The sequence below is a fragment of the Pseudomonas sp. SbOxS1 genome (genome assembly GCF_013416725.1).
Classification (GTDB): Bacteria; Pseudomonadota; Gammaproteobacteria; order Pseudomonadales; family Pseudomonadaceae; genus Aquipseudomonas.
In genome coordinates this window covers 64,123-81,717 of sequence record NZ_JAAVXC010000047.1, presented here as the reverse complement: position 1 = coordinate 81,717, position 17,595 = coordinate 64,123, and the positions used below count along the sequence as shown (strand labels likewise).

The window sequence follows — 17,595 nt, the reverse complement described above, 5'->3', positions numbered from 1 at the left end:
GGTGCAACAGATACACCGCAGCGTCTGGTTCGCCTGTAGGAGCCAGGCTTGCCGGCGAACAACGATGACACGGTGCAACAGATACACCGCAGCGTCTGGTTCGCCTGTAGGAGCCAGGCTTGCCGGCGAACAACGATGACACGGTGCAACAGATACACCGCAGCGCCTGGTTAGCGGATCTGATGCTTGTGCAACAACCGGTAGAAGGTCGGCCTGGAGATCCCCAGCACCTTGGCGGCGATGCTCAGATTGTCGCTGTGGCGGTTGAGCACATCGCACAAGGCCTGGCGCTCTGCCCGGTGTTTGTAGTCTTCCAGCGTGCCCATCGGCGCGGCAATGGTGTGATGGCTGATCAGCCCCAGGTCACGCGCTTCGATCTGCCGGCCTTCGGCCAGTACCAGGCCACGACGAACCCGGTTGGCCAGTTCGCGCACATTGCCCGGCCAGTCATGCTTGCCCATGGCTATCAGCGCGTCTTCACTGAAGCTGCGCGGGCGTCGGCCGGTTTCATGGCTATAGAAATGGGAGAAATGGTTGGCCAGCATCGCCAGATCGCCATTGCGTTCACGCAGGGGCGCGGTCGCGACCTGCAACACGTTCAGGCGGTAATACAGATCTTCACGAAAGCTTTTCTTCTCGATCGCCGCCTCAAGATCGACGTGGGTTGCCGCCAACACCCGCACATCCACCGGAATCGGCTGACTGCCGCCCACCCGCTCAATGTGTTTTTCCTGGAGGAAGCGCAACAGGCTCGCCTGCAGTTCCAGGGGCAGATCACCGATCTCGTCGAGAAACAGCGTGCCGCCGTGGGCAGCTTCGATCCGCCCGACCTTGCGTTGATGGGCGCCCGTAAAGGCGCCTTTCTCGTGGCCGAACAGTTCGGACTGGATCAGGTGCTCGGGAATGGCCCCGCAATTGATCGCGACAAAGGGTTTGTTGTGGCGCAGGGATTGTCGATGCAGCGTGCGGGCCACCAATTCCTTACCGGTGCCGCTTTCACCGCGAATCAACACCGGCGACTCGGTGGGCGCCAGCTTGCTCAGTAATCTGCGCAATTCGCGTACGGGCTTGCTGTCGCCCAGCAGTTCGTGCTCGGGCTGCTCGATATGAACCGTGCCCTGCCCGCGCAGGCGCGCCATGCCAAAGGCCCGACCCAGTGTGACCTGGACCCTGGAGACATCGAACGGCAAGGTATGAAAATCGAAAAACCACTCGCAGACAAAGTCCCCGACATTCTGTAGCCGCAGGACATCCTGATTGAGTACCGCGATCCACTCGGTACCGCTGCGGCTGATCACCTCCTTGACCGTATCCGGGTGCTCGAGGTGAAAGGGCTGTAATCGTAACAAGCCCACGTCACAGCTACGATCGGCGGCGTTGTCCAGCGAGCAGCTGTCAACGTCCCAACCCACGGAGCGTAATCCCGGTAACAGACGATGGCAGTCGTCGCAGGGATCCACCACTAATAGACGACGTAACGCAGGCGCTTCGCTCATGTGATTTCCTTGACGCCAAATTTTAGGATTTTTTATTAAAAACAGTCATTTGGCGGACCTGGCTGTAACGTTAGCAAGAATTTGACGGGCGCTTGTACCGTTTGACTATAGGCCTTGTATGCAAAACGTTATAAGAAACGGGTTTCTCCAACGACCTGACGAAAGTTTTCTTTCACTACGCTTTCAACGCGAGCCTGATTGGCAGGGACATTAAAGAAAGTTGAAATTTCTTTTGCTTGTGTGTGACCTGAACCCCGGTTGCGGGCATCAGTACAAGTAACCAGCCGAACGGTAAGCCCAACCGACGGCAATTGACTTGATTGGGCCTATAGAGAGACGACCTATGAACGCCCCGCTCCGTGTCAACGAAGCTCTGCTGATTGCCGACCGCGCATTCAAACCTTTCAAATGCGTGGCCTGGGCCCCACAGGACGGTAATGGCGAACTGACCCTCACCGTGATCGACCGCACCAACAATAATATTGGACGCAAGCAGATCCCGTGCAGCGCCTATTCCGATCCAGTGCAGCTTGAATGCGTGCTGCAACAGGCCCGCGCCGAATTGAGCGAAGAAGGCTACACGTTGCAATCGTGGTCGATGCCACAATAATCGCAGGGCGGATTATTCCGGGGTAATCCGCCGCCCTTGCCTGGCGTTAGTTCACTGGTTTTTTACGCCAACTGCACTTAAGACTCTTTCTTACTTGAACTTCGGCACGCCCTTAATTCTTTGCTGGCTTGCCTTTGGTTCGAAAAGACACTGTTGTGGCACACAACGACCCTCCACCTGTTAGTTATGACAGTTGTGCATTCGATCATTCAGGGATTGAATATTCTCTTAATAGTCGCCACCACCCAACTTCTGGATCAGGACGACTCGCAAGGAGATGCGTGCATGTCAATCCAGTCCGTTTTGGCTTTCCCCGCAACCGTCCAACATGCAGGAAAGCTCGACACCACCTTCGCAGCCAAAGGCACCGCCCAGGTGTATTTCTTCGGCAGCACTTCCAGCCTGGCCAACGACATCGCGATTGATTCGCAGGGCCGGCTACTGGTGGCGGCAAAGGTCACCATGCCTGGCGGCAGCCGCTTTGGCCTGGCGCGTTTGCTCAACGACGGTTCGGCAGACCTGGCTTTTGGCAATCAAGGCAGTGTCATCGGGCAATTCGAACCGGGCTTCGAGGCCATGGCGGACAAGGTGCAGGTACTGCCCAATGGGCACATCCTGATCGCCGGCCTGCAATACGAAAGCGAACACCGCACGTTTCCCGCCGTGGCGCTGTTTGACTCGCTGGGTCAACCGGTCCAGCGATTTGGCGACAATGGCCGTTGTGTGGTGCGCCTACCAGGCAACTTGTCCCGGGGCATGCGCGATGTGTGGCTGCCTCCGGGAGTTCCGGGCGCCGAGGCCTGCAGCGTCGACGTGCAGGAGGATGGTCGGATACTGCTGGTGGCCAATCATCACTTCGAACTGGCCGATCATGCCGCCATGCTGATACGGCTGAACGTCGATGGCTCGCTGGATAGCAGCTTCAACGGCCGCGGCTTTGTGATGGTCAGGCACCTGCTGATGAATACCTGGCTCAGCAGCGTCAGGGTACAACGTGACGGTCGCATCCTGGTGGGGGGATCGATCAACTTCCCAGAGGAAGGCCTGGTGGCGCGTTATCACGCCGATGGCAGCCTCGACAGCAGCTTTGCCGTCGATGGCTTCATGAGTTTCACGGCCAGCGGACAGGGTGCCCAGGTCAGCCAGATCGTCCAGCAGTCCAACGGCGACGTGCAATGTTTTGGCAGCAGCCGCGACCCCATGCGCTGCCTGGCACTCAAAGTGCACTCCAATGGGCGCCCGGACCATCATTGCAATGGCGGCCAGGCGCAATTGCTGGAAGTCGGCCACAGCGGCTGCCAATGGACCGCCGCCCAGGTGCAACCGGACGGCAGCGTGTTCACGGTTGGCGCCACCATTGGCGGCGTCGAGGCCGACTTCGTATTAGGTCGATACCTGCCAGGCGGCCAACTCGATGGCGATTTTGGCGATGGCAACGGATGGGTGCGCACCCGCCTGGGCCGCAGCCTCGACACGGCCACTTCGATCGCGGTGCAGGACGACGGTAACATCCTCGTCGGCGGCTATTCCCTGGACGGCAGCTATCGGGCGATCGTCGCACGCTACCTGGGTTAGTTCGATGGACTTTTCCTACGCTTGATCTTCTGTCCGGCTTACGGCAAGTTGCGCGCTTCTTAATACAAGGAGTAGCCGATGTCCGGCTCGATGGCCCAGGCGTTCGCGCACAATTTTCTCGGCAACTCACCGCGCTGGTACAAGGCCTGCATTGTCGGTTTCCTGCTGCTCAACGCCGTGACGTTATGGACCGCAGGCCCGGTGGTGGCGGGCTGGTTGCTGGTGCTGGAGTTCATTTTCACCCTGGCCATGGCCCTCAAATGTTATCCGCTGATGCCCGGCGGCTTGCTCTTGGTCGAAGCGCTGTTGCTGAAAATGACCACGCCCCAGGCGCTCTATGACGAGTTGCTGCACAACTTCCCGGTAATCCTGCTGCTGATGTTCATGGTGGCGGGTATCTACTTCATGAAAGACCTGCTGTTGTTCCTGTTCTCGCGCCTGCTGCTCGGGGTGCGCAGCAAGGCCTTGCTGGCGCTGATGTTCTGCTTTTTGTCGGCGTTCCTGTCAGCGTTTCTCGATGCCCTGACCGTGACCGCGGTGATCATCAGTGCCGCCGTCGGGTTTTACTCGGTGTACCACCGCGTCGCGTCGGGCAGCGATCCGCGCCAGGACAGCGAATACAGCGATGACCAGCACCTGCCCACCCTGCATCACGCCGACCTCGAGCAGTTCCGCGCGTTTTTGCGCAGCCTGCTGATGCACGGCGCCGTGGGCACGGCGCTGGGTGGTGTGTGTACGCTGGTAGGCGAACCCCAGAACCTGCTGATTGGCCATGAAATGGGCTGGCACTTCGCCGAATTTTTCCTGAAGATCGCGCCGGTGTCCTTGCCGGTGCTGGTCGCGGGCCTGGTCACCTGTGTCCTGCTGGAAAAGCTGCGCTGGTTTGGCTACGGCACGCTGCTGCCGGACAACGTGCGCACCGTGCTGGCCAACTATGCCGCCCAGGACAATGCCGAGCGCACCTCACGCCAGCGTGCAGCGTTGCTCGTGCAAGGTGTGGCTGCTCTGATCCTGATTGCCGGGCTGGCCTTTCACGTGGCGGAAGTGGGCCTGATCGGGCTGATGGTGATCGTGCTGATCACCGCGTTCACCGGCATTACCGACGAGCACCGCCTGGGCACCGCGTTCAAGGACGCCATGCCCTTCACGGCGTTGCTGGTGGTATTTTTCGCCGTGGTGGCGGTGATCCACGATCAACAGCTGTTCACGCCATTGATCCATTGGGTGCTCGCCCTGCCCGCCGACCAACAACCGGGCATGCTGTACATCGCCAACGGCCTCCTCTCTGCCATCAGCGACAATGTGTTCGTGGCGACCATCTACATCACCGAAGTGAAACAGGCGTTCCTTTCCGGGCACATGAGCCGCGAGCATTTCGAGACACTGGCGATCGCGATCAACACCGGCACCAACTTGCCCAGTGTGGCGACGCCCAATGGCCAGGCGGCGTTCCTGTTCCTGCTGACCTCGGCGATTGCACCGCTGATTCGTCTTTCCTATGGACGGATGGTGTGGATGGCGTTGCCGTATACGGTGGTGATGGGTGTGCTGGGTTGGTACGCCGTGAGTTTCTGGCTTTGAGATGGCAGGCCTGACGCCTTCGCGGGCAAGTCGGATCGCCCGTAGGAGCGAGGCTTGCCCGCGAAGAACGATAACGCGGTGCAACAGATGCACCGCGGCGCGCGGTTCGCCGGCAAGCCTGGCTCCTACAGCGAAGAACGATAACGCGGTTTAACGAGCGCTCAGGATGTAGCGCTCGATGGCCTGGGCCGCGCCGTCTTCGGTGTTGGCTCCGGTCACCACATCAGCCTGGCTTTTGACTTCGTCATGCGCCTGCCCCATGGCGATCGACAACCCGGCCACGTGAAACATCGCCGGGTCGTTGCCGCCATCGCCCATGGCCGCTGTCTGCTCCAGCGGCACACCGAGAAACTCGGCCAGCGTCTCCAACGCCTGCCCCTTGTTGGCCTGCATCGCGGTCACGTCCAGATACACCGGTTGCGAACGCGAGACCTGGGCCTGACCTTCGACTTTCGCCAGCAACCGGGCCTCCAGTTCAACCAGCAACTGCGTGTTGCTGCTGGCGGCGACGATCTTGTCGATGCGAGGCAGAAAAGGCTCGAAGCTTTCGACCGTCACCGGCGGGTATCCCAGGCCGTGCTGTTCCCTGGGCACCATCGGGCCTTGCAGGTCTTTCACCAACCAGTCGCCGCCACTGAACACCCAAACCTCGACGTCCGGTTGATCGGCGAACAGCGCCAGCGTGGTCAGTGCGGCAGCGGCCGGCAAGTAATGCGCGACGAGCAAACTGCCGTCGGGATGAACAAGGGTGCCGCCATTGAAGGCTGCCGTGGGCAGGTCGACGCCCAAGGCCTCGATCGTCTGCAACATGGCCTTGGGTGGACGCCCCGTGGCCAGGCTGAACAACACCCCGGCTTCACTCAACGAACGGACCGCGTCGATGGTGCGCTGGCTCAGGCTGTGATCGGGCAACAATAACGTGCCGTCCATGTCACTGAGCAGCAAGCGGATGGGTTGTTGCGACTCGCCACTCATCCGAGGCCGTGCCAGACGCGACCATCGCGAGCCAGCAGTTCTTCGGCGGCTTTCGGTCCGTTTTCACCCGCGGCATAGGTCTGCACACTGGCATCCTGCTGCCAGGCGTCCAGGAAAGGCTGCACCGCACGCCAGCCGTTCTCGATGTTGTCGGCACGCTGGAACAGGGTCTGGTCGCCGGTCAGGCAATCGTAGATCAAGGTTTCGTAGCCGGTGGACGGCTGCATTTCAAAGAAATCCTTGTAGGCAAAGCCCAGTTCGATGTTGTCCATCTTCAGGGCCTGGCCGGGCCGCTTGGCCAGCAGGTCGAACCACATGCCTTCATTGGGTTGAATCTGGATGCGCAGGTACGTCGGCGCCAGCTCATCGACTTCGGTATCGCGAAACTGCGCGTAAGGCGCAGGCTTGAAGCAGATGACGATCTCGGTGTCGCGCACGCTCATGCGCTTGCCGGTACGCAGGTAGAACGGCACGCCGACCCAGCGCCAGTTGTCGATCATGACTTTCAGGGCCACATAGGTTTCGGTGTTGCTGTCAGGCGCGACCCTGTCTTCCTGGCGATAGCCCGGCAGGGATTTGCCATCGACGTCCCCCGCGGTGTACTGGCCCCGCACCGAATTGGCCCGGGCTTCATCAACCGACCAGGGGCGTATCGCGCCGACTACCTTGGCCTTTTCGCCACGGACCGCGTCGGCGCCAAACGCAGCCGGTGGTTCCATGGCCACCATCGCCAACAACTGGAACAGGTGGTTGGGCACCATGTCCCGCAGGGCGCCGGTGTTTTCGTAGAAACTGCCACGGGTCTCGACGCCGACAGTTTCGGCGGCGGTGATTTGTACGTGGTCGATGTAGTGATTGTTCCAGAACGCTTCGAACAGGCTGTTGGAAAACCGGCTGATGAGGATGTTCTGCACGGTCTCCTTGCCCAGGTAGTGATCAATGCGGTAGATCTGCTTTTCCGACATGACCTTGAGCAAGCAGGCGTTCAAGGCCTCGGCCGTTGGCAGATCGGAACCGAAGGGTTTTTCGATCACCACCCTCCTGAATGCTTCCGGGCTTTCCTCGAGCAAACCGGACGCGCCAAGACGGCGCACCACTTCACTGAAAAAGCGTGGCGCGGTGGCCAGGTAGAACACCGCATTGCCAGTGCCGCTGTCGGCGATTTTTGCCGCCAGCGCTTGATATGTGCTGTCGTCCAGGAAATCGCCCTGGACGTAGCTGATGCCTTTGGCGAGCCTGGCCCACAAGTCCGGATCAAGGGATTGATCACCCTTGCCGACTTTGCCGGCCACCTCGCTGCGGATGAAGTCTTCGAGTTTTTTCGCGAAGCCTTCATCGCTGATGGCGTTGTGGTCAACGCCGACGATCCGCAGGCCATCCCCGAGTAAACCGTCGCGCTTGAGGTTGTACAGCGCCGGCATCAGCAGGCGCTTGACCAGATCACCGTGGGCGCCGAACAGGAACAGCGTGGTGGGTGGCGCGGGTTCAGTCTTGGATTTCCTGCGGATCCCATGGGTCATTTTTTCGCAGTCTCCACGTGGCCGCCGAAGCCGAAGCGCTGGGCCGAGAGGATCTTGTCACCAAAGGTGCCTTGCCCACGGGAACGGTAGCGCGAGAACAGTGCGGTCGTCAGCACGGTTGCCGGTACGGCTTGCTCCATGGCCGCTTCGACGGTCCAGCGACCTTCCCCGCTGTCCGCTACGGAACCGGAGTAACCGTCGAGTTTCGGATCGCTGGCCAGGGCGTCGGCAGTCAAGTCGAGCAGCCAGGACGACACCACGCTGCCACGACGCCAGACTTCGGCGATGTCGGCAACATTCAGGTCAAAACGCTGATCTTCCGGCAAGAGGGTGCTGGATTTGGTCTTGAGAATGTCGAACCCTTCGGCGAAGGCCTGCATCATGCCGTATTCGATGCCGTTGTGGATCATCTTGACGAAATGCCCGGCGCCGGCGGGACCTGCATGGATGTAACCGCGCTCGGCACGGTCGTCATCGGATTTGCGGTCCTTGGTGCGCGGGATATCGCCCATGCCCGGTGCCAGGCTGTCGAACAGCGGATCAAGACGCTTCACGGTCTCGGCATCACCGCCGATCATCATGCAATAGCCGCGCTCCAGGCCCCAGACGCCGCCGGAGGTGCCGACGTCGATGTAGTGCAGGCCTTTTTCCGAAAGGCTCTTGGCCCGGCGGATGTCGTCCTTATAGAAGGTGTTGCCGCCATCGATGATGGTATCGCCGGCTTCGAGCAAGGTGCTCAGGGTGTCGATGGTGTCTTCGGTCGGTGCGCCTGCCGGCAGCATGACCCACACCGCTCGTGGTTTGGCCAGGCCGGCAACCAGGGCCGGCAGATCGGCGACGCCGGTGGCGCCCTCTTCGCTCAAGGTATCGACGAAGGCGGTATTGCGGTCGTACACAACGGTGGAATGTCCGTTGAGCATCAGGCGCCGCGCAATATTGCCGCCCATGCGGCCCAGTCCAATAATCCCGAGTTGCATGTGCTGATGCTCCCTACTACAAATAAATGTGTGTCAAAGGTTATAGCCCACCGCGACTCATGAGGTTAGTCCAGAGCGTTGGCGTGAAGTTTCCGGGCATTGTGCCCGATCCTGATGGATAACGTCGGGAATCGTGCCGAAGACACAACGACCATGAAAAATAAAAAAGTTCCCTTCGGGGGCAAAAGAAATCAAAATTGGCGCCGATAGTAGATCAGCCACCGATTTCGGCGGCCAACCTACAGTTGAGACACGCCATTTGCGAGGTGAGCAATGGGCACAGTACACACCGCACTGCCAGCACAAACCCTTTTCGTCACTATCCGTCGCGATGAATTGCGTCAGTTGAAAGACGAGCGCGACCAGTTGAAACAGGAGCTGGCGCAACTGCGCTTGCTGATCCAGGGCCAACAGCCCTTGCCGGTCACCCAGCGGGCACCTCACGCCTGACCTCCTCGCCTTGACCGGAAGCAGCCCTGCTCTGCTTCCGACACGCCATTCCCCCCCTGAATCCCCGGCAACTCACGAAATTTTCACATTCGTCTGTTGATACTCCGGCGCAATGTGCGCCGCCTGGACCACGTGCGGCCTCCGTTCTTCGGCGTCTGCGTGTCCAGGCGGTGGTAGTGACTACTGCTTGGAGCGTTGAATGACTTGGTTTAAACGCAGCGATTCGTCTGCGGAAGGTTTCGATTGGGCAGGACTTCTCTGGATGTTCCTGTTCTTCTGGTATTTTTCCGGCATCACCCAACTGTTGATCCAGCTGACCGGCACCTCCGGTTTCACCGGTTTTCGCCAGGCGTTCGTGATGAGTGCCATCTGGCTGGCGCCGATGCTGCTGTTCCCGAGTAAAACCCGAGTGATGGCCGCGGTCATCGGCGTGGTGCTGTGGGCGTGCTCGATGGCCAGCCTCGGTTACTTCTTCATCTATCAGCAGGAATTCTCCCAAAGTGTCATCTTCATCATGTTCGAGTCGAACGTGTCCGAAGCTGGCGAGTACATGACCCAGTATTTTGCCTGGTGGATGGTCCCGGCCTTCCTCGCGCACACCGCGGTCGGCTATTTCCTGTGGACACGCCTGCGCCCGGTGTACCTGCCTCGCGCCAAGGCCCTGGTGGTGGCCACCGCCATCGTGGTTGGCGTGGTCGGTTATCCGCTGGTCAAGCACACCTTGCGTACCGGCAACTTCGCCGACGGCTTCGAGAAATTCGAAACCCGCATCGAGCCGGCGGTGCCGTGGCAGATGGCCGTGGCCTATCATCGCTACCTCGATACCCTGGCCAACATGCAGCAGATGCTGCACAGCGCGAGCAAGGCTGCGCCCCTGCACAACTTCAAGGATTCGACGGCCAACCAGCCCGCGACCCTGGTGCTGGTGATTGGCGAATCCACCAACCGTCAGCGCATGAGCCTGTACGGCTACCCTCGGCAAACCACCCCGGAACTGGACAAGCTCAAGGACCAGCTGGCGGTCTTCGATAACGTCATCACGCCGCGCCCCTACACCATCGAGGCGTTGCAACAGGTGCTGACCTTCGCCGACGAGGAAAACCCCGAGCTGTACCTGTCCACGCCGTCCCTGGTCGCCATGATGAAACAGGCCGGCTACAAGACGTTCTGGATCACCAACCAGCAGACCATGACCAAGCGCAACACCATGCTCACGACCTTCTCCGAGCAGGCTGACGAGCAGGTGTACCTCAACAACAACCGCAACCAGAATGCCGCCCAGTACGATGGCGACGTGATCGAGCCGTTCAACAAGGCCCTGACCGACGCGGCACCGCGCAAGCTGATCGTGGTGCACCTGCTCGGCACGCACATGAGCTACCAGTACCGCTACCCTGCGACCTTCGACAAGTTCAAGGACCGCAACGGCGTTCCGGCCGGTGTACGGGACGATCAGCTGCCAACGTACAACAGCTATGACAACGCCGTGCTGTACAACGACTTCGTGGTATCGAGCCTGATCAAGGACTTCGCCAAGTCCGACCCGAACGGCTTCCTGTTCTACCTCTCCGACCACGGTGAAGACGTGTTCGACTCCCCTGGCCATGGCACCCTGGGGCGCAACGAGAACAAGCCGACGGCGCCGATGTACACCATCCCGTTCATGGCCTGGGCCTCGCCAAAATGGAAAGAAAGCCACGACTGGAACTTTGGCGCTGACCTGGAGCGTCCCTACAGTAGCTCGCACCTGATCCATACCTGGGCAGACCTGGCGGGCCTGAGTTTCGATGAACTCGATCGCAGCAAGAGCGTGGTCAGCGACAGCTTCAAGGCGCGACCCTTGCTGATCGGCAACCCTTACGAGCGGCAACAGCGGCCATTGATCGATTTCAGCCTGATCAAGCCAAAAGCTGCGCCAGTCGTGCCGGAAGTCGTACAAAAGTAACCTTGTTCAACGATGCCCCCCTGTAGGAGCGAGCTTGCTCGCGAAAAGGCCATGTCAGTCGACATCACTGTCGAATGTCACACCGCTTTCGCGAGCAAGCTCGCTCCTACAGGGGTATTCTGCGTCCCCAAAACGCCGTCAAAATAATAATTATTCTCGTTTAGCCCTAAATCCCTCCCCCCTCCTTCGTCTTTGCATAAACGGATTTTTCCCTCGACGACAAGGAGTCGGCCGCGATGTTCGCGCCTATCACCCGTTCCATGACTTTTACCCTTGGCCTGTGTGGCGCCGCACTGAGCCCGGATCTTCTGGCTGAAATCGAAACCGAAACCGAGAGCGCCCCTATGGCGCCAACCCTCATGCTCGGTGCCACCAACGTCACCGCCCAGGACCTGGGCAGCACCACCGAAGACACCGAGTCGTACACCACCGGCGCCATGAGCACCGCCACCCGCCTGAACCTGTCGATCAAGGACACGCCGCAATCGGTTTCCGTGGTCACGCGCCAGCAAATGGACGATTTCAAACTCGGCAGCCTGTCCGAAGCCATGAGCCAGACCACCGGCATAGTGGTCCAGCACAACGACTCGGACCGGGTCAGCTATTCCTCGCGCGGCTATTCGATCAACAATTTCCAGGTCGATGGCATGTTGAATACCTTCAGCTACATGAAGTCCGATTCCGACACCATCATCTACGACCGCATCGAAGTGGTACGCGGTGCAACGGGCTTGACCACAGGCGCTGGTGATCCTTCGGCCACCATCAACATGGTGCGCAAACGCCCCACGTCGCAGTGGGAAGCCAAGACCGGCGTCAGCGGCGGCAGCTACGACGATTACTACAGCTACCTGGACGCCGGCGGCCCTCTGGCGTTCGACGGGCGCCTGCGCGGTCGTGGGGTGGTGGCCTACCGCGACAGCGATTCGTACCGGGACAAATACCAGCAGCAACGGGAAGTCGGCTACGGCGTGCTCGAGGCCGACCTGACCGACGATACCCTGCTGGCGGTGGGTTACGACTATCAGAACAAGCACGTGCAAGGCACGTCCTGGGGCACGGTGCCGTACTGGAACGCCGACGGCAGCAAGGCCAACCTTGGGCGCTCGACCAACATGGCCACGTCCTGGAGTTCCTGGCCCCTCAAGGACAAGACCGCGTTCGCCAACCTCGACCACCAGCTCGGCGGCGGGTGGCAGCTCAAGGCCGCCTACACCCACCGCGAAAGCGACACCGACGGCAAGATCTACTACGCCGGCGGCGGCTTCCCCGAGGCGGACCGCAGCGGCATGGTCGCCAACGTCAGCCACATGATCGGCACGCAAAAAATGCAGGCCTATGACTTCAACGTGTCCGGCCCCTACACGCTATTTGGGCGCGATCACGAAATGATGGTGGGTTATGGCGAGGCCGAGCGCCGTGAGGATTCGCCTTACACGGTGGATGGCCCTCGAGCTGCAGATTATGAAAATGTCCCTGACTGGAAATACATGGGCAACATCGACAAGTTTCCCGACACCGTTACCAGCCTGACAGGCTCGAAAGACTATACCCGGCAGAAAGCCGGTTACCTGGCCACGCGCCTGAACCTCACCAACGAACTGCACGCCGTTCTCGGCAGCCGCTACGGCAGCTGGAAAACCTCGACCACCACCAACAGCTACGACGACAACCTGCAACTGAACGGCATCGATCACAGCAGCCAGCAACAAAACGACATGTGGACGCCCTACGCCGGCCTGCTTTACGACTTGACCCCGGAGTACACCGTTTACGTCAGCTACACCGATATCTTCAAACCGCAGACGGTGCGAGACAGCAGTCGCAAATACCTTGAACCTGTGGTCGGCAGCAACTATGAACTGGGCCTCAAGGGCAGCCTGCTGGAAGAGCGATTGAACCTGGCCACCGCATTGTTCTGGAGCAAGCAGGACAACGTCGCGGAACTGGACGACTCGATGCCGCCGGACCCGGTGACCGGCGAGGAGTTCTATAAATCCAGCGGTAAAGGCAACAAGGTGCAAGGCTTCGAAGCCGAGCTGTCAGGCGAAGTCATGGAGGGCTGGAACATGACCGCCGGTTACACCTACACCCATTCGGTCGACGGTGAAAAACAGCGCATCAACACGGTCCAGCCGTTGAACATGTTGCGGTTCTCCACGGCCTATCACTTGCCCGGCGAGTGGCAGGCGCTGACCGTCGGTGCTGCGCTGAATTGGCAGAGCGACATCTATCGCGGCGCCAATCGCCCGGTCGGTCGCCGCGCCGATAACAGCATCATCACCGAACGCACGAACATCCAGCAGGAGGCCTTCACCGTGGTCAACCTGATGTCGCGCTACCAATTCGACCGGCACCTGTCGGCCTCGTTGAACGTCAACAACCTGTTCGACAAGAAGTACTACGACAACGTCGGTTTCTATAACGGCGTGTACTGGGGCGACCCGCGCACGGTGACCCTGAGCCTGGACTGGAAACTCTAGGCGATGTTAATTCCCATTTAACAGAATCGGCGGATAATGAGCGTTCGACTTTGATTCATTGACTCATGGACGAAAGGCATCCGACATCTGTAAGTGGGAGGCACACCATGAAAAGATCCACGTTGATCCTTGCGGTCCTGATGACGCTGGGTTCTGCCAGCGCCTTTGCCGAAGGCGGCGCCGAACGCATGCGCTATTACTACGCAACCTTGCACTACAACCAGCAAGTGGCGCTGGGCAACATCACGCCAGAGCAGGCGAAAGAGCTGCGGGTGCCGGACGATCAAACCGCGCAAATGACCGAGTCCTATCGGCCGAAATGATTGCTACACCTCTGACCGTTTGCTCTTCGGTCAGAGACTTCTGTTGGGCGTCCTGATGGACGCCCTTTTTTTTGCCCGGATTAAAGCGGCTTGATCCAGAACATCATGCGCCCGTGCGCCGGATCGAACTCGCCCGGGGCAAAGCCGAACTTGCTGTAGGACGCCTGCGCTGGCGCATTGCCTTCCAGCACCTCCAGGGTGATCTTGCAGCAACCGCGCTGGCGGGCGATGTCCTCGACCTTGTGCAGCATACGCTGGCTCAGGCCCAGGCCGCGAAACTTCGGCACCACCGCCACGTCGTGCACGTTGACCAATGGCCGGCAGGCAAAGGTCGAAAACCCTTCAAAGCAATTGATCAACCCGGCCGGCTCACCGCCGACAAAGGCCAGCACGCTGAACGCATGGGGGCGCTTGGCCAACTCACCCGGCAGGTGTTCCAGCACCGTGGCAGGCAGGGAATGACCACCCCCCATTGGATCTTCGGCGTAACTGTTCAATACCAGGCCAATCGCCTCGGCGTGCACCGGATTGGTATAGCTGGCTTGAAGCACAAGAATTTCTGCGGAATCCATTTCCATCCTCGATCACATGAAGTAGTCCCGATACGTAAGCATCGGACTACGACCCTATCCTGAGCGTCATGCGTATTGCAATCCTAATGCCCCCAGATCAACGCTTCAGTCCATCCCAGCTCGGCAAAATCCTCAGACCGCAGGTGCGACTCACCCGCGCAGAAGAATTCGTCCAGCTGCGGCGGCTTGACCGACGTGCCGCTGAGCATGGCGTGGACCTGCCCCCGGTGATGAATCTGATGCTCGAAAAGATGCGACAGCAGGCGCAAGCGGCTGTCGTATTGCGGTGTGTCCCGGGCGATGGTCACGATCTTGCCCAAGTCCGCGTCGCGCATTTGCTCGCAGTAGGCAATCAGGCGTCGGTCGACCTGCGCCTGTTCGCGCCTGAGGTCGACGGCCTGGGTAAACGGCTCGTCGTCCTTGAAGAACACGAAGCAATCAGGATGGGGATCGTCACCGCGCAACTCGCGCTCAAGCGCATCCACGTAGAACCAATCGCAGGTCAGGATATGGTTGAGGGTCGCGCCAAGGCTGGGAAAGAAGCTGACCCGGGGCGCCGCCAATTCGTCCTGGCTCAACTGGCACCAGGCCTTGGCCAGCCGGTGGTTGGCCCAGGCATTCTGATAGGCCATGGTCAACAAATGGTGTGACAGGGGTTGATTCATGTTCACGCCTCCTGGATGTCAGGCCTCGGCAAAACGTTGCAGCTGCATTTCCTGCAGGCGACTGAGGGTTCGGCGAAACGGAAATTCCAGGTAGCCCTCAGTGTAAAGCGAGTCCATGGGTACCTGGGCTTCGAGGTACAGCGGCACCTTGCGGTCGTAACACTCGTCCACCAGCGCGATGAAACGCCGTACACCGTCGTCGTGCACCGACAGCTGCGGCAGTTCGCGGTCGCCCGCCACCACCCGCTCGACCCCGTCCTCGGTGCCCCGGGCAATGCGCCCTGCCCGCTTTTGCGCGCTGAGGTTGGGCACGTCACCTAGAAGAATAGCGCTGAAGGTGTCGCACAGGGCCATGAAATCCATCGCGGCAAAGGGCTGTTCGCAGAGGTCGGCATACCGGCACCAGAGCACGCTCTGGCTGGCCTGTACCACATCGAGCGAACGATAGCCGACCTTGATCGGCGCGCTGGAAACCGCCTGGCCCAGGGTCAGCACCTTGAACACGTCAGCCAGTGCACTGGGCTGTCCCGGCGCCGCCACCCAGTAACGCTGCAAGCCCTGCCCCGGGTGCAGACGATGGTCTTCGCCGCCGTCCACCGCGATCACCTGCATGTGCTGTTTGATCGCGGCGATGGCCGGCATGAAGCGGTCGCGGTTGAAGCCGTCGGCGTACAACTGGTCCGGTGGCAGGTTGGAGGTGCAGACCACCACCACGCCCTGCTCGAACATCACCTGGAACAAGCGGCCAAGGATGATCGCGTCCCCGATGTCATTGACGAACAACTCGTCAAAGCACAGCACCCGCACTTCTTCGCTCAGTTCACGGGCCAAGGCCTGCAACGGGTCGGCGGTACCGGTCAGCTGGAATGAACGCTGGTGCACCCAACCCATGAAATGATGAAAGTGCTGACGCCGGGCCGGCACCCGCAGGTGTTGATAGAACTGGTCCATCAACCAGGTCTTGCCACGCCCGACCGGGCCCCAGAGGTACACGCCCATGATCGGCTTGCGGCCTTCATGCAGTGCTTCATGGCATTTTTGCAGGGCCCAGACAGCATGTTCCTGGGCTTCGTCCTGGACGAAACCCTTCTGTTCGATCGCGTGCTGCCAGGCACTGAGGGGAGAGTCGACATTCATGCGCGGCAGTATGCCACCCGTCGACTGCGTCTTCTGTGAAATTTCACGCCGTTTGTGCACTTGTCGGGCAAGGGAAAAACGCCTTGACGGAAAATATGATTGGCATCATATTTAATAGATTGCGCACAACATTTAAATTCATTCAGACGGTCCCACAGGAGTTTCCCCCATGCATTACAAAGTTTTCGGCCGTAAAACCGGCTTGCGGGTTTCCGAACTGGCGTTGGGTGCCGGCAACTTTGGCACCGGCTGGGGTCATGGTGCCGAGCGCGATGAAGCCAAGCGGATCTTTGATGGTTATCTTGCCGCGGGCGGTAACTTCATCGACACCGCCAACGGCTACCAGGCGGGCCAATCGGAAGCCATGCTCAGCGAATTCATCGCCGCCGAACGCGATCATCTGGTCATCGCCAGCAAATACACGCTGGGCACGACGCCGGACGCCGGCATTTCCCACACCGGCAACAACCGCAAGAACATGGTTCGCGCCGTGGAAGAGAGCTTGAAACGACTGAAAACCGATCACCTGGACCTGTTCTGGGCACACATGAGCGACGGCGTGACGCCGATGGAAGAGATCCTGCGCGGTTTCGACGACCTGGTCCGCGCCGGCAAGATCCATTACGCCGGGCTGTCGAACTTTCCGGCCTGGCGCATCGCCCGCGCCGACCTGCTGGCCGAGGTGCGCGGTTTTGCCCCGATTGCAGCGATCCAGGTCGAGTACAGCCTGGCCGAACGCAGCGCCGAACGCGAACAACTGCCCATGGCTGAAGCCCTGGGCCTGGCCGCTACCCTGTGGTCACCGCTGGGTGGAGGCTTCCTCACGGGCAAATACCGCAGCGGCGATGGCGACAACCGCGCCAGCAAACTGGGGATGTTGGTTCACGCCGAGAAAAGCGCCCGCGAAACTGCCCTGCTCGACACCCTGCTCGCCGTCGCCGAGGAGCTGGGTGCGAGCCCGACCCACGTGGCCATCGCCTGGCTGCGCGCGCAAGCCAGGCACTCCACCACCACGCTGATTCCGATCCTGGGCTCGCGGACCCGTGAACAACTGGATGCGACCCTGGGGGCGTTGAACGTGGAACTGGATGCCGAGCAGCTGGCGCGGCTCGATGGCGTCAGCGATGTGCCCAAAGGCGTGCCCCATGAATCCATTACCGGGTCGTTCGCGCGGTTCAGCGGGGGTGTAACGCTGGAGCTGCCGAAAATCCCCGTGGCGTAACCCGATCACCTGTAGGAGCTGGCTTGCCAGCGAAGGCGGCGCCACATTCTACATCGTGGTGCCA

15 protein-coding genes are annotated in these 17,595 nt (G+C 60.2%); 8 read left to right on the top strand and 7 right to left on the bottom strand.

Translation table 11 applies throughout. The annotated features are described in order from the left end of the window. Window positions 1-170 precede the first annotated feature (170 nt). Window positions 171-1,496, bottom strand: coding sequence for a sigma-54 dependent transcriptional regulator (locus HFK74_RS29915; RefSeq protein WP_180206677.1), 1,326 nt, complete (start codon window positions 1,494-1,496; stop codon window positions 171-173). 343 nt (window positions 1,497-1,839) lie between these two features. Here HFK74_RS29915 and HFK74_RS29910 point away from each other — a divergent pair, with 343 nt between their 5' ends. From HFK74_RS29910 to nhaB, 3 genes are all read left to right on the top strand, one after another. Continuing rightward, entirely contained in the window at window positions 1,840-2,106 is a 267-nt protein-coding gene (locus HFK74_RS29910) for a hypothetical protein (protein WP_180206676.1), read from the top strand. Window positions 2,107-2,391: 285 nt separating this feature from the next. Continuing rightward, entirely contained in the window at window positions 2,392-3,681 is a 1,290-nt protein-coding gene (locus HFK74_RS29905; RefSeq protein ID WP_180206675.1) for a hypothetical protein, read from the top strand. A gap of 78 nt (window positions 3,682-3,759) precedes the next feature. Next, window positions 3,760-5,262 (top strand): sodium/proton antiporter NhaB, encoded by a 1,503-nt coding sequence (nhaB, locus tag HFK74_RS29900; RefSeq protein WP_180206674.1) that lies wholly within the window; start codon window positions 3,760-3,762, stop codon window positions 5,260-5,262. A gap of 150 nt (window positions 5,263-5,412) precedes the next feature. Here the strand turns inward: nhaB and HFK74_RS29895 are convergent, their stop codons facing one another. Genes HFK74_RS29895 through gnd form a run of 3 tightly spaced genes read right to left on the bottom strand, consistent with a single transcriptional unit; the run spans window position 5,413 to window position 8,734 of the window. Next, window positions 5,413-6,237, bottom strand: a complete 825-nt coding sequence (locus HFK74_RS29895; protein ID WP_180206673.1) for an HAD family hydrolase — start codon at window positions 6,235-6,237, stop codon at window positions 5,413-5,415. After that, a complete protein-coding gene (gene zwf / locus HFK74_RS29890; protein ID WP_180206672.1) occupies window positions 6,234-7,757 on the bottom strand; it encodes a glucose-6-phosphate dehydrogenase in 1,524 nt (507 codons plus the stop codon). Before zwf ends, HFK74_RS29895 begins: the two co-directional genes overlap by 4 nt. Then, window positions 7,754-8,734, bottom strand: coding sequence for a phosphogluconate dehydrogenase (NAD(+)-dependent, decarboxylating) (gene gnd, locus HFK74_RS29885; RefSeq protein WP_180206671.1), 981 nt, complete (start codon window positions 8,732-8,734; stop codon window positions 7,754-7,756). The genes zwf and gnd overlap by 4 nt, the downstream gene beginning before the upstream one ends. A gap of 273 nt (window positions 8,735-9,007) precedes the next feature. Here gnd and HFK74_RS29880 point away from each other — a divergent pair, with 273 nt between their 5' ends. The 4 genes from HFK74_RS29880 to HFK74_RS29865 all read left to right on the top strand — a co-directional run bounded on the left by HFK74_RS29880 (window position 9,008) and on the right by HFK74_RS29865 (window position 13,935). Further along, window positions 9,008-9,184 (top strand): DUF6026 family protein, encoded by a 177-nt coding sequence (locus HFK74_RS29880; protein WP_180206670.1) that lies wholly within the window; start codon window positions 9,008-9,010, stop codon window positions 9,182-9,184. Window positions 9,185-9,383: 199 nt separating this feature from the next. After that, window positions 9,384-11,129, top strand: coding sequence for a phosphoethanolamine transferase CptA (locus HFK74_RS29875; protein WP_180206669.1), 1,746 nt, complete (start codon window positions 9,384-9,386; stop codon window positions 11,127-11,129). 236 nt (window positions 11,130-11,365) lie between these two features. Then, window positions 11,366-13,612 (top strand): TonB-dependent siderophore receptor, encoded by a 2,247-nt coding sequence (locus HFK74_RS29870; protein WP_180206668.1) that lies wholly within the window; start codon window positions 11,366-11,368, stop codon window positions 13,610-13,612. A 107-nt stretch (window positions 13,613-13,719) separates the two neighbouring features. Next, window positions 13,720-13,935 carry a hypothetical protein gene (locus tag HFK74_RS29865; protein WP_180206667.1) on the top strand — a complete coding sequence of 72 codons (216 nt, stop codon included), beginning with the start codon at window positions 13,720-13,722 and terminating at the stop codon, window positions 13,933-13,935. An 80-nt stretch (window positions 13,936-14,015) separates the two neighbouring features. On the opposite strand, the gene HFK74_RS29860 is transcribed toward HFK74_RS29865, so the two are convergent. From HFK74_RS29860 to zapE, 3 genes are all read right to left on the bottom strand, one after another. Next, window positions 14,016-14,507, bottom strand: coding sequence for a GNAT family N-acetyltransferase (locus tag HFK74_RS29860; RefSeq protein WP_008061384.1), 492 nt, complete (start codon window positions 14,505-14,507; stop codon window positions 14,016-14,018). An 83-nt stretch (window positions 14,508-14,590) separates the two neighbouring features. Beyond that, the gene (locus HFK74_RS29855; protein ID WP_180206666.1) at window positions 14,591-15,172 is read right to left on the bottom strand and encodes a DinB family protein; all 582 of its coding nucleotides are present in this window, start codon (window positions 15,170-15,172) and stop codon (window positions 14,591-14,593) included. 18 nt (window positions 15,173-15,190) lie between these two features. After that, window positions 15,191-16,309 carry a cell division protein ZapE gene (gene zapE / locus HFK74_RS29850; protein WP_180206665.1) on the bottom strand — a complete coding sequence of 373 codons (1,119 nt, stop codon included), beginning with the start codon at window positions 16,307-16,309 and terminating at the stop codon, window positions 15,191-15,193. 169 nt (window positions 16,310-16,478) lie between these two features. On the opposite strand from zapE, the gene HFK74_RS29845 reads away from it, so the two are divergent. After that, a complete protein-coding gene (locus HFK74_RS29845) occupies window positions 16,479-17,531 on the top strand; it encodes an aldo/keto reductase (RefSeq protein WP_180206664.1) in 1,053 nt (350 codons plus the stop codon). The last annotated feature ends 64 nt before the right edge of the window (window positions 17,532-17,595 follow it).

Bases quoted from the DNA above. Each gene is read 5' to 3' on its own strand.
- HFK74_RS29915 (WP_180206677.1), bottom strand. From the start codon at position 1,496: ATGAGCGAAGCGCCTGCGTTACGTCGTCTATTAGTGGTGGATCCCTGC.
- HFK74_RS29910 (WP_180206676.1), top strand. From the start codon at position 1,840: ATGAACGCCCCGCTCCGTGTCAACGAAGCTCTGCTGATTGCCGACCGC.
- HFK74_RS29905 (WP_180206675.1), top strand. From the start codon at position 2,392: ATGTCAATCCAGTCCGTTTTGGCTTTCCCCGCAACCGTCCAACATGCA.
- nhaB (WP_180206674.1), top strand. From the start codon at position 3,760: ATGTCCGGCTCGATGGCCCAGGCGTTCGCGCACAATTTTCTCGGCAAC.
- HFK74_RS29895 (WP_180206673.1), bottom strand. From the start codon at position 6,237: ATGAGTGGCGAGTCGCAACAACCCATCCGCTTGCTGCTCAGTGACATG.
- zwf (WP_180206672.1), bottom strand. From the start codon at position 7,757: ATGACCCATGGGATCCGCAGGAAATCCAAGACTGAACCCGCGCCACCC.
- gnd (WP_180206671.1), bottom strand. From the start codon at position 8,734: ATGCAACTCGGGATTATTGGACTGGGCCGCATGGGCGGCAATATTGCG.
- HFK74_RS29880 (WP_180206670.1), top strand. From the start codon at position 9,008: ATGGGCACAGTACACACCGCACTGCCAGCACAAACCCTTTTCGTCACT.
- HFK74_RS29875 (WP_180206669.1), top strand. From the start codon at position 9,384: ATGACTTGGTTTAAACGCAGCGATTCGTCTGCGGAAGGTTTCGATTGG.
- HFK74_RS29870 (WP_180206668.1), top strand. From the start codon at position 11,366: ATGTTCGCGCCTATCACCCGTTCCATGACTTTTACCCTTGGCCTGTGT.
- HFK74_RS29865 (WP_180206667.1), top strand. From the start codon at position 13,720: ATGAAAAGATCCACGTTGATCCTTGCGGTCCTGATGACGCTGGGTTCT.
- HFK74_RS29860 (WP_008061384.1), bottom strand. From the start codon at position 14,507: ATGGATTCCGCAGAAATTCTTGTGCTTCAAGCCAGCTATACCAATCCG.
- HFK74_RS29855 (WP_180206666.1), bottom strand. From the start codon at position 15,172: ATGAATCAACCCCTGTCACACCATTTGTTGACCATGGCCTATCAGAAT.
- zapE (WP_180206665.1), bottom strand. From the start codon at position 16,309: ATGAATGTCGACTCTCCCCTCAGTGCCTGGCAGCACGCGATCGAACAG.
- HFK74_RS29845 (WP_180206664.1), top strand. From the start codon at position 16,479: ATGCATTACAAAGTTTTCGGCCGTAAAACCGGCTTGCGGGTTTCCGAA.